Annotated in this window: 14 protein-coding genes; all 14 read right to left on the reverse strand. The window is 63.1% G+C overall.

The features are described from left to right. Positions 1–79: 79 nt before the first annotated feature. Positions 80–1,045 carry a restriction endonuclease subunit S gene (locus tag ACJQWM_RS02050; protein WP_332706112.1) on the reverse strand — a complete coding sequence of 322 codons (966 nt, stop codon included), beginning with the start codon at positions 1,043–1,045 and terminating at the stop codon, positions 80–82. Beyond that, positions 966–1,301: a hypothetical protein gene (locus tag ACJQWM_RS02055; RefSeq protein WP_332706115.1), complete on the reverse strand. Its 336-nt coding sequence runs from the start codon at positions 1,299–1,301 to the stop codon at positions 966–968. Before ACJQWM_RS02055 ends, ACJQWM_RS02050 begins: the two co-directional genes overlap by 80 nt. Continuing rightward, positions 1,282–1,860 carry an RNA polymerase sigma factor gene (locus ACJQWM_RS02060; RefSeq protein ID WP_332706118.1) on the reverse strand — a complete coding sequence of 193 codons (579 nt, stop codon included), beginning with the start codon at positions 1,858–1,860 and terminating at the stop codon, positions 1,282–1,284. Before ACJQWM_RS02060 ends, ACJQWM_RS02055 begins: the two co-directional genes overlap by 20 nt. Further along, a complete protein-coding gene (locus ACJQWM_RS02065; RefSeq protein WP_332706121.1) occupies positions 1,853–2,224 on the reverse strand; it encodes a DUF6249 domain-containing protein in 372 nt (123 codons plus the stop codon). Before ACJQWM_RS02065 ends, ACJQWM_RS02060 begins: the two co-directional genes overlap by 8 nt. 58 nt (positions 2,225–2,282) lie before the next feature. Then, positions 2,283–3,701 carry a serine hydrolase domain-containing protein gene (locus tag ACJQWM_RS02070; protein ID WP_332706124.1) on the reverse strand — a complete coding sequence of 473 codons (1,419 nt, stop codon included), beginning with the start codon at positions 3,699–3,701 and terminating at the stop codon, positions 2,283–2,285. Between the two features lie 768 nt (positions 3,702–4,469). Next, positions 4,470–4,994, reverse strand: coding sequence for a YybH family protein (locus ACJQWM_RS02075; protein WP_411306641.1), 525 nt, complete (start codon positions 4,992–4,994; stop codon positions 4,470–4,472). A gap of 287 nt (positions 4,995–5,281) precedes the next feature. Then, positions 5,282–6,973, reverse strand: a complete 1,692-nt coding sequence (locus ACJQWM_RS02080) for a serine hydrolase domain-containing protein (RefSeq protein WP_332706126.1) — start codon at positions 6,971–6,973, stop codon at positions 5,282–5,284. A 293-nt stretch (positions 6,974–7,266) separates the two neighbouring features. Continuing rightward, positions 7,267–8,121 carry a LytR/AlgR family response regulator transcription factor gene (locus ACJQWM_RS02085; RefSeq protein ID WP_332706129.1) on the reverse strand — a complete coding sequence of 285 codons (855 nt, stop codon included), beginning with the start codon at positions 8,119–8,121 and terminating at the stop codon, positions 7,267–7,269. A gap of 1 nt (position 8,122) precedes the next feature. Beyond that, positions 8,123–9,214 (reverse strand): sensor histidine kinase, encoded by a 1,092-nt coding sequence (locus ACJQWM_RS02090; RefSeq protein WP_332706132.1) that lies wholly within the window; start codon positions 9,212–9,214, stop codon positions 8,123–8,125. An 82-nt stretch (positions 9,215–9,296) separates the two neighbouring features. Beyond that, positions 9,297–10,280: an alpha/beta hydrolase gene (locus ACJQWM_RS02095; protein ID WP_332706135.1), complete on the reverse strand. Its 984-nt coding sequence runs from the start codon at positions 10,278–10,280 to the stop codon at positions 9,297–9,299. Between the two features lie 195 nt (positions 10,281–10,475). After that, positions 10,476–11,852, reverse strand: coding sequence for a S41 family peptidase (locus ACJQWM_RS02100; RefSeq protein ID WP_332706138.1), 1,377 nt, complete (start codon positions 11,850–11,852; stop codon positions 10,476–10,478). Positions 11,853–11,910: 58 nt separating this feature from the next. Next, positions 11,911–13,206 carry a sensor histidine kinase gene (locus ACJQWM_RS02105; protein ID WP_332706141.1) on the reverse strand — a complete coding sequence of 432 codons (1,296 nt, stop codon included), beginning with the start codon at positions 13,204–13,206 and terminating at the stop codon, positions 11,911–11,913. Then, positions 13,203–13,892: a response regulator transcription factor gene (locus ACJQWM_RS02110; RefSeq protein WP_332706144.1), complete on the reverse strand. Its 690-nt coding sequence runs from the start codon at positions 13,890–13,892 to the stop codon at positions 13,203–13,205. Before ACJQWM_RS02110 ends, ACJQWM_RS02105 begins: the two co-directional genes overlap by 4 nt. Further along, on the reverse strand, positions 13,889–14,974 hold the full coding sequence (locus tag ACJQWM_RS02115) for a type 1 glutamine amidotransferase domain-containing protein (protein ID WP_332706187.1): 1,086 nt from the start codon (positions 14,972–14,974) through the stop codon (positions 13,889–13,891). The genes ACJQWM_RS02110 and ACJQWM_RS02115 overlap by 4 nt, the downstream gene beginning before the upstream one ends. Positions 14,975–15,068: the final 94 nt, after the last annotated feature.

Consider the following 15,068-nt stretch of genomic DNA (forward strand, 5'->3'; position numbering starts at 1 on the left):
TGATTTGTTCTTCGGAAAAGCGCTTCTTCACGTCCAATCTCCTTGTCGTTGGGGATTGGACTCCAGATCGCCGTGCTACTCAAAAGCGGGGGGACGTCGGCGAACACATCAATGATTCACATGCTTCGTCCTTCGCCTCTCGCGAAGTCAGTTTTCCCCGAACGGCCAGATTAAGGATCGCTTGGCGCAGTTGCCTGATGTGCTCATGTCGCACGCTGAGGTGCAACAGATGTCGCAAATGGAAGCGGGCGCTTTTGGCGCGGCGGGTGGTGGGCTCAGTAACATCGCTTTCGCCGGCATCATTGGCAGTGATGCGATGAAGGCTGGACGCCACTAGTCGGTCGCGCTGCTGCTCCCGCGCATTGCGCGCGGCCTGAAGCTGTGAGCAGAGCGCCATCAGCTCCTCCACCTTGGAAACGATGCGGTGTTGTTCGGCAAGTGGCGGAAGCGGTGTCCGTAACCGGAGCAGTTCGTCGAGCTTAATGCCTTTAACGGTCAATCCAGACCCTTCGAGCGCCAGAGTCTTAAAAAACAAATAGATGTAGTCGATCGAGACAAGGCTCGACAGGGACAGAGCTCGAAGGTCTTGGTTGATCGATAAGGTTATTCGATTGATGGACACCTTTCCCAACCCCATCCGTGTCACAACGATGAGCGACCCAGGTTGGATTAAGTTTGAAGAGCTCGAGTCCAGTCCCGCCCGAGAAATACGATCAATTGTGTCGTCGACGTATTTGGATTTTCCTATGTCTTTGACGCTCGCCCACGGAATGTCACCATCCCAATATGACGGTGGCGGCCCCCGTTGCAGCCGAACTGCAGCGAATCGCACGAGTGGCTTAGCGTTCTGGCCCGTGGAACTCGAACGGCCGATTCCGGCCAGGAGCGGACGCTCGATGCTGGTGGTCCATGGCTCCGGCCTACCGCCCGGGCGGCGAAAGGGTGACCCTGTTTTCGTGGTCGCGCTAGCTTTCCTCCAGCGCCCAACCGCAGCTGAGCAACGACAGGCCGAGCAGAAGCACGCAGATTCCGGCAGAGGCGGCACCAAAGCCTCCCGTCAGCCACTCGTGTGCGACCTGCTGTAACAGCGGCGACGGCAGCAGTGTTACCCATGCAAGCAGGCTGCCGGCCAGCGCGGCAGCCGGCAGCAGCCATGGGCGAGGCCGCTGACGTGCGGGAAGGGCGCGGGTTACCTGCGCCGAAAAGCCGTCGTCCGGCACTGCGCCGTTGAAGTTGCGTCGTAGCAGATCGTGGATCCGCTGGTCGGATATTTCGCTCATCTCAGTTGCTCCGTCCTGCATCCGGCGCCCACTCCTGCAGCAGCTGCCGCAGCTTCGCCTTGCCGCGCGCCACATGCGTTTTCACGCTGCCAAGCGGCATGTCCAGCACCACTGCCGTCTCTTCGTGAGTGAGTTCGAGCTGCACACAGTACAGCAGCGCCGTCCGCTGATTGTCCGACAGACAGCACATAGCGGCATCGAAGTCCAACGCCAGGTCGCGGGCGGCGGTGTCGGCGTCGAGCGCCTCAGCCTTGCTGTCCTCCAGTTCCGACTCCTGTTGCGCCCGCCACCCCTTGCTGCGCCAGTATTGCTGGAAGCAGGAGTGGGCGATGCGGTACAGCCACGTGCTGAAACGCGACTGGCCGCGGAACTGCCCCAGCTTGCGCCAGGCCAGAATGAAAGTCTCCTGCGCCAGGTCGTCGGCCAGCGCCGGGTTGTCACCCAGCAAGTGCCGCAGTTGGGCGCGGACCAGCCCCTGGTGCCTGCGCACGAGTAGCCCGAAAACCTGGGCGTCGCCCTCCCGCACTGCCTGTTCGACCAGCTCCAGATCGATGCGCGCCTGCGCATCGCGATCATCCATGCGCGCTTCCGCGCCGGGTCAGATACCAGTTGCCGAGGTACCCCAGACCAAGCGCCACCGGCAGGATACCGAGACCCCACAGCTCGGACAGGCGGCGCCCGACGTGGTAGTCGAGCGGCAGCGCCAACAGCGTGACGCTGAGGCCGATGCCGCCGGCCAGCAGGATCAGGGCGCGGCGGCGATCGCAGTGTTGCGGCGTCGCTTCGCCGGGCAGCGATGCCGGCAGCGCTACGCCCGACTCGGCCAGTTGCAGCAGGAACCGGTAGCGCATTTCGGCGCGGGTGCGGCGGTAGCGCAGCACCAGGGCAATGATCACGACTGGCGGCAGCAGCACCAGCGGTGGAATGATTAGGGCCGGATCCATGTTTGTTGCTCCAGATTGTTTTGGCCGTGTCGATCGGCAGTACCGGTATCGCCACCGCTCACAGTGGCATGCGGTTGCTGAAATATTTTGTCAGGGTTTCCACCGCCGGGGGGTCGACGTTGGCAAGCCCCACCAGCACGTAGCCCAACTCGGGATAGACGCGCAGGCTGGCATTCATGCCCTCGGCACCGCCATCGTGACCGAACCAGCGCAGCGGGCCTTCGCCGCCGATCGTGAAACCAAAACCGTACCAGCCATCGGCGTTCTGGGCCTGGGTCGCCTGCGCCAGGCGCTCGGCCGACAGCAGTCGTCCATCCTGCAGTGCCTGCACGAAGCGCAGCAGATCGCCGCTGGTGGAGTAGCCGCCGCCACCCGCCGTGCCGCGCCACGGCACGCTGTCGCGATTATTCTGCAGACGGCCATCCTTCATCATGTAGCCGACTGCAAGCTGCGCTGGCGCCTGCTGCTCGGGCAGCGCTCCGCTGGCAGTCATGCCGGCCGGCGCGAACACCGCCGCCTGCAGGTGGTCGTAGTAGCTGCGGCCGCTGACCTGCTCGATGATCGCGCCCAGCAGGATGTAGCCATAGTTCGAATAGCGCGTGGCGCTGCCCGGCGTGAACTCCGGTGCGCGCTGCCCGAACAGGTCGAGATAGTCCTGGTGTTCGCGCACCTGCTCGCGTCGGGCGGAATACTCGGGTGTAAAGATATCGCCGGTCCCACCACTGTGTGTCAGCAGGTGGCGAATGGTGACCTGGGTGGCCAGATCGCGATTGGGATAGTCGGGCAGGTAGGTGGCGAGCGCAGCGTCGAGATCGAGTTTGCCGGCATCTACCAGTTGCAGCACCGCCACTGCGGTGAACATCTTGAACATCGAAGCGATGCGGAAGCTCGTTTCGCTGTCATTGGCGCGGCCGGCTTCGTGGTCGGCCAGGCCCCAGCTGCGCTCCAGCAAAGTGTTATTGCCGCGCGCGAACAGCAGGTTCCCGGAAAACTGCTGCCGCTCGGCCATGGCCGCGGCCCGCTCCTGGACCCCGGCCAGCACCGATGCCAGGTCCAGCCGTGCCGGCATGAACTCGGCTGGCACATCGGTCGACGGCTGCATGCGCATGCTGGCGACCTGCTCCGGTGTCGCAGCCTTGACCGTCAGAGTGATCCGGCCAGTGCTGTCCGAATTGCGGGCCCGGATCAGCGCGGTGATCGCGTGCGGTTCGCTGTTCTCGACCTTGAGCACATCGAAGCCGCCCATCTGGCGATGGAATGCGAGCTCGCGTTCGATGTCGAGCCGCGGCTGGTGTCGTGCCCGGTACTGCGCCAACTGCTCCGCCGAGCCGGAGTCCAGGGCCTGCAGTCGCGCCTGCAGCACCTTGCCGGCGGGGGTGTCGGGCAGGTTTTCGGCAGCGGCGGATGTCGCGAAGCTCATCGCTGCTGCCCCGGCGAGGGCGATCAGCCCGCGCCGCATTGCATGGATCGTTGCCATCTCTTGACTCCAGGATTGCGCTGCTGCATTGCAGCGCTTCGGAACATTGGATGCAGCCACCCCGTCGTTTGGATTCATCGAGGCGAAAGATTTTTTCGGTGCACGGTGTGTTCCACGCAACGCAGAGGCCGCAGCCATGGCGCGACCCGTTTCCCCGGATCAGAGTGTGCGGCCGCTTTGGGTCGATAGTGTTGAAAAACTCGCTTGGTCGGATCGACGCTCGAGAATTCGTCGACGAGAGTTCGGTTCTGGTCGTCCAAAGCATCAGATTCCGCTAGAACCGAACCGAATTGGCAACCGCCACGGAAGGTTCGGAGTTTTTCAACGGAATAGACCGGAAGCAGCCACTCGATCAACGACCGCTACCGGCCAGAAGCGGACCCCAGGGATGCCCCAGTAGCACAGCGCGACGGCAGTCTCAGACCGCCGCAACTCTGCGAAAGGTGGTTCATACCAGCGAGCCCCTTGCGATGGCCAGGAGGATTGGTCTCTGGCCTCACGATAGAGCCGAACAAATGTCCGTCCCGGTTCTCCACCCCTCGGGCTTCGAAGGCTTCTGGTGGCCGATCAAGGAGGCGAACACTGGGACAGTTCAGTGCGAGCAGCCCTTCCTGTCCGACCAGAGCGACCTGGCGCAAACATGGCAAGAAGGAGCGCGAAGTGGACGAAACGCATTTGCCGAGATCTCCGTTGTGATGCCTAACGCCTGAGTCAAGCCGAGCCGCGAAGCGGCTTCGGCTTGAACGAGTAAAAAGGAGACTTCCCACTTCAGTGCCCTGCGGATTGAGGTGTGCTTGGTGACGCGGTGTCCGGTGCCGGCCGGGGTTTCGGCGGTCGGTCCAGATTATCCATGTCCGAGAAGATCAGCCAGGGCTGGCCGGGCAAACGATGCAAGGTGAGGGTGAATTTTCCTATGTCGCGCGGTGCGTCGCCGTATCTGTACGCACCGATGATGTATCCAGCTGTATCTCCAGCGGCAAAAGCGAGGGCGCGTAGCCGCAGGGGTCCGCCCGCCTGTCCTTTATAGGCTGTCTCGATCGCTAGACGTCCGCGGACGGGCGTGCGGTTGCTCTGCAGTACAAATCCGTCCGCGGCGAATAGCGAAGCGAGCGCCTTGGCATCATCCGCGCGCCATGCGCGTTCAAAGTCACGCAACACTCGATCTAAGTCAGCTGGTAGCGCAGCATCGGGTAACTCCGTCGGCTTGGCGGCTTCTGGCAGGTTGTGCCCGCGTACTGGTCCCATCACGAAAATGAGGCCAAGAAGGACAACGGCGAGAACAGAACGGCTCATATGTCTGAATTCCATTTTGGCGGCAGTGGGGACTAACGCTTACGCTCGAGTGGAAGGATCGCCAGCATCGGCACATTTCAACCAAGCGACGAAGAGAGTTCGGCTTAAATGAATCGTCAGGCAACAACATCACTTTGTGTGTTGTCATCAGTGCTAACACCTGCGGATGACGGAGACGAACAGAAGAACAACAGTGCAGTCACACCAAAATTACGCATGAAATCTCCATTTCGCCTGATGCTTGAATTGAGCCGCCTCGCGACGAGCGAGCCGGAGAGCTTCCGACGCTATCTCAGGTCGCTGCGCGAGAGAAATTGGACCCAGACCGTGCTTGTCCCGCCCAGGGAGGCCAGGTGACGATCACTCCCGGGTTGGGCACGAAGATCGAAAACGCCGATTGGGAGGACGAGCGCGGCACGGGAAAATCCGCCATCCTGATCGAGCCCGATAATCTTCACTTCTTCCGCGTCCTTCTGCAGAAAGCGGTTGAACCACTCGCCGAATGCATTCTGCATCGAGATAGTGGCGGTGCAGACACCACCTCCGTTGGTGACATTCGCGGTTCCGGACAGCGGCTTCCCGTTGTATTCGCCTCGGTAGGCGACAGACTGAGTTGGGCATCGAACCGTTGCCCCGGGCGCGGAAGGCTTGAACGGTGCCGCGAGCATGATCGCGGTTTGCTCGATGCTGGAGACCCAAAGTGCGTTGGACAGGACGCTGACTGCCATCTGAAGGTCCGGATATATCACCAAGGCGCTGCGCGCGCCGTTGGTGACGCCCGCGTGGTGCGCGGTGCGATGGCCGTCGCCGTCCCGGCCACTGCGCCAGCCAAAGCCAATGGTGCTGCCATCGTCCATTGGCGCGCTGCGGTCGGATAGCGTCGCCGGCGTCAGCATCCACTCGAGCGTCGGCGCCGACACGATTTCGCCCGCCATCACCCGCCCGCCGAAGCGGGCTAGGTCAGCGGCGGTCGCACCAAGACCCGCGCCGCCCCAACTGTAGCTGTAGTCGTGGGGCGCAGCGGCACGAATTGCACCCTCGGCAAATTCGTACGCGATTGAGGCGTTGAGATTCCCGGTGTCCGTTACATCGGCACCAATGCCCAGTCCCGGCACGATCTTCTCCGAAAGGTAGTCGAGGTAGGGGCGTTGGGAAGCCTCCTCGATGACGGCGGTCAGCAGCGTGTATCCCCACGAGGAGTAGCTGTACCGCTCAGATGGGGCGAACAACAAGGTGCGGTCGTCGAAGAGCCCGACCGCTTCGCGAACCGTTGCGAACCGACGCGTGCCACGACCTTCGTCGATCCGCTGGTAGTGCGGGATGCCTGAAGTGTGCGCCGCCAGTTGCGCGGAATTGATGGGAGGCCACCGCCTGGGTAGATATTCAACGATCGAGCCCACGGGTGCCGTCACGTCGAGCGCGCCGTCCTCTCTTAGCTTGGCCGCTGCCGTGGCAGCAAAAAGCTTTGAGACGCTCGCCAAGCGAAAAATTGTGTTGTCATCCACGCGCAACTGCCGTTCGATGTTCCGATACCCGGAACAGCCAGACCAGGTGAGAGCGTCTCCGCGCCACACCGCTGCACCCATCCCCGGAACCCCGTTGGCCTCCACCAGGGCATCCAGGATGCGGCTCGATAGGCGCGAGGCGCGCGCGTCCGCCAAGGTGGCTGGTTGCAGTTCCTGACCTTTGTCGTTGCCGCGCCCGCCCGAGCTCTTGATTTCGCCCGATGCATCTTGCGCGCACGCCGGCAGGCCAAGACCCAGGCAGAAAACCAGCGATCCAACCCGTGCAAGCCGCGAAGTGGACGATGGTGCTGCCCACCTGCTCGTCGAGGTGGAGACGTGGTTGTTCCATCGCTTTCTTGTTTCAGTCAGACGAGCAGAGAGCCCAGAACATGGCAGTCTCGAGTGCACGCTTGGATGACGGGCGTTCGCAACGTGGCAAGCAACCACTGGATCTGGACGACTCATGCTGACCATGCGGGTGCTACTCCTGTCTGGGGAGCACCGACTGTAGCTCCACAGTTTGCGCCGCGATCAGCTGCTGCGGTCGGCCGTGCGTGCGATGCGCCAAAGCGTGGCCCACCACCCGCTTACTGGTGGAAAAGACACTGACGTCCCGACGACCAGAGCTGTCACTCAATTTCAGCGCCAAGTTCGACAAAGGGGCCCGGCGTTCCGGGCCACCGCCCTATCAGCAGATCGCGTAGCTGGTCAGTGCGACTCCGCTCAACCAGGCCCGCGAACACGCCCGCGTAGTTGCACGGGACCGTTCAAGCAGCGCCCGCACTCGCGCCGCACAGACGCGCCAGCAGCTCATCAATGTAGGTCCTGCTTACCCGTAGCGGAGTGCCGTCGTGCAATCGCAGCACCGCGTCGCGATTGGCTAGCGGCTGCAGTTCGGTCACTCTGTCCATACGCACGATCGTGGAGCGGTGAACGCGTACGAAACGGGCGGGGTCCAGCTGCGCAGTCAGGCCGTGCAGCGATTCTCGCAGCAGGTACACGTTTTCGCCTGCGTGTATCGCGGCGTAGTCGCCGTCGGCCTGTATCCACTCCACGTCGTTTACATCGACGAACACCGTACGGCGCCCGACGCGTATCGCGAAGCGGGTCAGCAGCTTCGACGCGGCGGCGCGATCTCGTTCCGCGCCAACGACGTTCTTGAAGGTCGAATCCGCCGGAGGGCCATCAGTGTCTTCGGCGATCCACTGCGCCGCATCCCCGCTGACGGGTGCAGTAGCGCCCTGCTCCCGCTGTCCCCACGCCAGCACCTGGCGCGCCCGATCGAGCGCTTCGATGAAGCGTTCGTCGTCCACCGGCTTGAGCAGGTAGTCCACCGCGTTGAGAGCAAACGCGCGCACCGCAAAGCTGTCATGCGCGGTGAGCAAGATCGCCAGTGGGCGCTTGGATGCTGGCAGCGCTGCCAGCACATCCAGTCCGTTCATACCAGGCATCTGCACGTCAATGAACACCAAGTCCGTCGCTTGTTCAGTCAGCCCAGCCAGTGCAGCGGGACCATCTGCGTACTCGCACGCCACCACCACGTCGTCGGCGAATGCCCCCAGGCGCGCAATTACTCCGGAACGCGCCAGCGGCTCGTCATCGATCACGGCGACGCGGATCATGTCATTTCCTACTGTCGGTGCGCAGCGGAAGATGCAACACCACGCGGTAACAGCCATCGGCCTGCAAGCCTGCATCCATTGTGTGCGCGCCCGGATATAGCTTGACCAGGCGTTCGCCGATGTTGCTCAGACCCACGGCACCGCTGCGTGCCTCGCTGCCACAGGTAACCAAGCATTCACCTTCGTCGCTGGACGGCAAATCATTGCTCACCTCCACCCGCAATTGTCGGTCAACGCCCGTCACCCGAATCGCCAGCTGTCCTGGGCTGCTGCGCAGAGCAATGCCGTGGCGGATCGCATTCTCCACCAAGGGTTGCAACAGCAGGTAAGGCACCCGCACACGCAACAGGTCCGGTCCGATCTGCCACTTCAACTGAAGCCGCTCTCCCAAGCGCGCTTTCTCGATTTCCAGGTACGCCTCGGTCAATGCCAACTCGTCGGCCAGGCTGACCTCGTGCCCGTATGTCCCATCGAGGGTGGCACGCAGGAAGTCGCCGAGCCGCGCGAGCATCTTTTGCGATTCCCGGGTACGGCCTTCGGCCACCAGTGCCGAGATCGCGTTGAGCGTATTGAACAGAAAGTGGGGCTGCAGCTGGTAGCGCAGAGCACGCAATTCGGCATCCCGCCCCAGCGCTTGCGCTTGCAGGTGGCGCGCGTGCTCGTGCTGAAGCTCAACGTAAAAGGCCACCACCGCGTGGATAGCGCAATACGCAATTAGCGTTAGCCATGGACCTTCCATCCCGCGAAGCACCATCGACCAGTCAAAATCGGTCGTCGGCCTCCCACTGGTCGCCACCTGCTGGCCCATGAACATCGCACGCGTAGCCAATGCCATGGCGTAGGTGGCCGCCAACAGTACGAGCGCCATTGCCCAAGGTGCGGTGCTACTTCGCCACAGCCCGCGCTGCAGCGCGGTCAGAGGCACTATCCACAGCACGAACGCCAACAAGTACAGCGCGCGCGAGGCGGTCGCAGCGCCGTAGCCCATGATCGGCAGCGCCATTACCAACAGGCACACGCCTAATGGCAGCCCGGCCAGCAACGGCAGCCAGAACGGCGGTGCCGAGCGCATGCGGGCGTCAATGAAAGCCATGGTCAACTCGCTCCATTAGGAGGAACAGCCCAGTCATGATGCCACTTTCGTTGGCATTTTCACCCCGCTCCGCTCGCGAACTCTAGCCGGTTATATTCGGGTCACGCCCAGGCAAGGCCCAAATCAGGCCGCGACTAATGAGGCTGGGGAACACCTCCAAATGCCCCTCATCCTTGATGACTTCGCTCCCGATGAACAAATTTGAGTACTTGCGTGACTGGAGCCTGCGCTCGAAATACTGCATGTCTCCTACCATGTCGGGGCCGCTGGAATGCCTTTCGCTCGGCCCTATAGTTTCGTACATGCCAATATACATCATGACGTTAGCGTCTAGATTGGTGTGGTTATCGGCATATGTCTCTTCGTGTCTAAGAATTTCGTGCTTATCGAACCAAAGGGACGGGCTGCCCAAGATGTAGCTCTGAAACATTCCCGGCTTAGTTAACAACACATAGCTCCCAAAAAGACTGCCAAGTGAATGTCCAGCAAACACCTTTCGTTCCATGTCAGCACGGTAGTGTCTTGCGATCAGCGGAAAGACTTGGCTCTCTATGTAATCACGGTAAGCAGCGGCTTCACCATACTGCGATGCGCTATATACCTTTGCTCTACGAGCCGGGTCATGCAATGGGTTGGAGGGAGTGTAGTCGCGGCTCCGGCTTTCTTTAGACGTTAGACCCTGCTCCGGCGGAAGGCCGACAAGGATGAAGTCCTCGATATGGCGACCTCTCTGCCCTAGAAGATTTCGTATGCTGCGCACCAGAGGGAAGGAGTAGGCAGCATCTGTGACGAAAACAACCGGATACGTTTCGCTGCTCTCACTGTAGGAAGCTGGTAGGCTGACCCACACTTGATATTGCCTTTCAGTTCCGCTTGCACGCAGTTCATGCACAGCAGTGCCAGCTAACTCAACAGGCGGGAAATTTTGATCCTCGGCTTTTGGTGAGCTGGTCTGTGCAGGGCCGGTAGCGACCGCTGAGGGGACTTCGGCCTTACTAGACTGCTCGCAGGCTGAACAAAACAGCGCCACCAGCAGACCAGCGCCAACTAAATGCAAGTGTTTCATGGGTGCAAGAATCCTCATGTGGGCGCGCTAACACTGAAATTAAGCCGACCCGCAACGTCCGAACCGGGAGTTGCCGTAGGTAAGGTCAATCTGTTGCAGGACGGGGAGCCAGCGCGACACACGCGACCAGCGGTTGTCCATCCATTACAGCCACATTGCGCTCCATGCGACGTTGGATTTCTCAAGCAACCACCCTCACCGCGCCGATAGATACTTCACTGCCGCACCGAGGAAAGGATCGCCATCCCCCACTGCCGGCTTCACTATGAGATCCGGGATGACCGGCGACGTGCCGGACTCTCCGTTGGGGCGCACGAAGATGCGGGCCGGGATGTACGCCATCAGGCCGGTATTGGGCAGGTGAACCTGTTCCATGTTGCCGGTCTGGTTGGCGTGGCCGCCGGTCGGCTGACCGATCACGGTGGCCAGCTGGTGGTCCTGCAGGGTCGTGGCGAACAGGATTCCCGCCGAGTAGGTCATCGCGTCGATCAGCACCACGACCTCGCCGTCGAATCGTTCGGTGGCCCGCGCCGGTTTAATCAGGCCATCGCGTGACAGATCCATCTCGCGCATCTGCCCGACCTTTCCCTTGTATCCGAGTATTCCCCGGTTGGCTTCATTCAGGCGCTCGCGGGCGCGTGAGACTTGGTTTACCGGCCGGTCGATCAGATAACGGATGACCTGCGCGCCCGCGTCGCTCTGGCCGCCGGTATTGCCGCGCACATCCAGCACCAGCCCGGTCGCGCCGCCCTGGCGAAGCGCGCCGAACAAGCTTTCTACTGCTGTGCGGTAGGCGTCCGGATCGTCATCGACATCGAACGTCGGCAGCCGCATCAGGGCGATACCGTCACCGAGATCGCGCAGCGTCGGCCGGTCAGGCATGGCCGCCGCGTCGACTTCGGCCCATTGATCGCCGGCGACGATCTGCAGTTGCCGGAGCACACCGTCCTGCTCGACCTCCAACCGGAAGTCGTCAGTCCAGCCGCGGATGGCGGCGAGCCAGTGCGGAAACAGCGCGGCCAGCATGTGCTGCCGCAGCGCAGCGGTCTCGCCATGCCCATAACGGGACAGGTCCTCCAACAACGCGTCGGTCGTCTCGCCATTAATGCTGCGGATCAGGATGCCTTCCGCCAAACGCTCGGCGCCGTTTTCTCGCTGCCAGTTGCCGGCCACCACCAGTGCGCCATCGTGGCGGATCCGTATGTTGAGCGGAAACCCGCCGCCGCTAGCCAAGGCCTCAAGGGCGAAAGTCGGCATCAGCAACGTGTGCGCGTCTGCGAACGCGGGATTGACCTGGGCCAGCACGCGGAAGGCTTCGGCGCGCGACATCGGGACGTCCAGCGCCTCGCGGGCCTCACCGAATGCGCGGGTCAGTGCGGCATCCGGCACGCGATCGTGGAAGCGCGGATGGCGCTGTGCGACCGCCTGCTCCAGATGGTCGAGGTCCTCGCGCAACTGCTCTGGCGTGTAGCTAGCGGTCGGGTCGTCCGCGGGGGCGGTGCCGTGGCTTGACTGGCAACCACCGGCGGCGGCAGCGAGAAGTACAGCCAGGAAAACGTGAACGAAGCGCATTTCGAATCCTAGGTCATGGCGTCACCTATAGGATCGCGGACGCGTACTCAAGCAGAAATCAAATGCTGCCTTTGCGCGCGTAAGGCTTGTTCGAATCGGCCAAAGTGAGAGTCGCCACCACGTCGCCGCCTTCGGCCACCAGTTCGAACCCGAGATCGAAGCGCTCGCTGAGACGGCGGACGATATCGAGCCCGAACCCGAAGCCGTCCACCGAAGTCGAATGCTGCCCGCTCTGCGGCTCTCCGGGCAGGAAAATGCCGGTCAGGGAATTGACCACGCGCAACGCTCCGGCGTCGGTATCGATGCGCACCCGCCCTGCCGCGGTATGCGCGAATGCGTTGCCCACCAGATTGGCCAAAAGGATACGTGCGACCGTCTCCGGCGTGCGCAGGCATGCGGTCGCCGGAACCTCGACATCCACCTCGACTGGCTTGCCATCCAGGCGCGCAGACTGGTCGATCACCGCCTGCTCGACCAATGGCAACAGCGTGACGCTGTCGAAGCCCATCTCGGATCGGTCCTCGCGCGCCACTGCCAGCAGGGTTGCGACCATCTGCTCCAGCCGCATGGTCGACTCGCAGATCAAGGTGGCGTGCCCACGTGAAGTCGGGCCAAGTTCGGGTTGCCGAGCCAGCTGATCGCCGGCCGAGCGGATCACGGCAAGTGGCGTGCGCAATTCGTGGCTGGCGTCGCGGGTGAAGCGGCGCTCGCGCTCGACATACGCCTGCAAGCGGGTGGACATCGCATCGAGACTGGCGGCGACCACGCCCACCTCATCGTTGCCGGCGACCTGCGACAGGGATGCCGGGATGCGGTCGGGGGAAAACGCGGACACGCTTGCCGCCAGGCGTTCGAGCCTGCGCGCGACCCGCCAGGACACCAGAAAGGCGACCGCTAGCGCGCAGGCCACCAGCAAGCCCGTGGTAACCGCCAGCAACGCCAGCAGCTTGTCGCGCATCGCCGGTACGATCAGGTCGGCGCCGGCGTCGTAGAGCAGCCAGGCGCGCGCGCCGTCCGGCGCGTCCAGTGGTAGCAGATGAAAGTGGCTCTCTAATGGACCAGGAAACTCGACCCTCCGCGGCTCCCTGCGCAGCAGCTCGCGCACGGACGTTGGCAGCGAGGCCTCGCTTTCATGCAGTTGCAGCTTGGGGTCGCGCGAAATCGACCAAGCCCCGGTCCGCGCGCGCTCGGCGGACTGGTAGCCGGCCTCCTCCTGCAACCGGGCGGCCAGGAACGTGTCCTCGACTGCGTAGGTGAAGGCCAAGGTGTAGAGCGAGAACACCGCCGAGGTCGCCAGCACCAGCCCGGACATCGCCAGAAGCAAGCGGTTGCGCAGTCGCGATGGCCGTTTCATGGCGCTTCCTGCAGGCGATAGCCGACGCCATGGATGTTACGCAGCATCGGCGGCACGCCCGGGGGGTCGAGTTCTCGGCGAAGGGTGTACAGGTGGGTTCGCAGCGGATCGGACGGAGGCGCATCGTCGCCCCAGATCCGTTCAACCAGATCCGAGCGGGTCAAGGGCCGAGGGTGTGACTCGGCCAGGACGCGCAGGATATGCAGGGCGGTCGCGCTGAGTTGCAACTTGCGCCCCTCGCGCGATGCAGTGCCGGTGCGGCGATCCAGCAGCAACGAACCAATCCGGAGCAGGTGGGCTTCGCCCGCTTCATGGCGTCGAGACAGCGCCAGGCAGCGCGCCAGCAGTTCGTCGCCGGAGAACGGCTTGACCAAGTAGTCATCGGCGCCCGCCGCGAACCCGGACAGCTTGTCGGCCACTGCGTCGCGCGCGGTCAACATCAGCACCGGGATGTGGCGGTCGGCGCGGGCACGCAGTTGCTGGCAGACCTGCAGGCCATCCAGCCGCGGCAGGCCGATGTCGAGCACCAGCACGTCCGGAGGGCTATCGAGCGCCAGCCGCAATCCCTGCACGCCATCGGCAGCGAAGTCGACCCGGTGCCCCTGACCTTCGAACAGGGTGGCCAGCGACGCCCGCAACGGCGAACTGTCCTCCACCACCAGCACTCGAAGTCCAACCGGGGTCATGGTGAGGCTTGCAACCTGCTCTGGAGTTCGAGGGCCTCTACCATACCGGGCTTCTCGGCGAGAACCGTCGACAGCACGCGCCGCGCCTCAGCGATGCGCCCCAACCGCCGCATGGCTTCGGCGCGGCTCACCGACAGCTCCTCGGCTCCGACATGGGGTGCGGCAAGCTCCATCACGGCCAACGCCGCACGCACCGTCGTCGGCGTCTCGGCCACCTGCAACTGGTAGTGCCCGACGATTGCGATCAACTCGGGATGGAACCGCGCCGTGTTCTCGACCAGCTCGGACGCCACGGCCGGATCGCCTGCCACCGCGCGCTCGGCCAACGCCATGCTGGCCTCATCACGGCGCGGTGTCCGCGCGGCGGGGACGATGTCGAGGGCGCGCAGCACCGCATCGGCGACCAGCCCTGTCGAGTACGGGTTCTGCCCGGTGATCAGGCGGCCATCGACCGCGACGCCCGGCATCATCAGCGGCGACTCGACCCAACGTGCGCCGCGCTCGCGCAACTTTGCCTCGATCCCGAACGGATAGTCTTTGGACCAGCGCTTGCCGAAGAGCGCGTCCTCCTCGGCAGTGAAGCCAGTCACCGCGCGCCCGGCCACCAGGTGACGACCGTCAGCCAGTCGGACATTGGCAAGCGCGGCGCTGCCGTGGCAGATCGCCGCAACCACTGCACCGCGCTGGTAGGACTGCGCAACCAGCCGCGCCAGCTCGGGATTCACCGCCAAGTCGAACATCGCGCCTTTGCCGCCGACGATGTAAACCGCGTCGTACGCACCGGCATCCACTCCTGCCAGCGGCAGGCTGTTTGCGATGCCGGCGATGGCATCGGGATCAGCGAGGAACCGCGCGTTCGCTGGATCATCAGGATTGAACTTGTCGGCCGCAACCGCACCTCCACGCGGGCTGGCAAACGCGGTGCGAACGCCATTGCTCCTGAATAGATCCCACGCCTGCGCCAGCTCGTCCATCTCAAACCCTGGCCGGGTGTCACCCGCGCCCTGCTTTTCGGAACTGATGACGAAGAGAACCGACTTGCTGCCTTCGCGAGGCATGGCCGACACGGGTCTCGCGAACATCACCGACAAGCACAAGAGCACCATGCAAACTATAGTTTTCATCCGGGACCGCACCTGGTTGAATTGGACAGCTCACAGATTGGCGCAGCCGGAC

This window comes from Novilysobacter longmucuonensis (assembly GCF_046600735.1).
GTDB lineage: Bacteria > Pseudomonadota > Gammaproteobacteria > Xanthomonadales > Xanthomonadaceae > Novilysobacter_A > Novilysobacter_A longmucuonensis.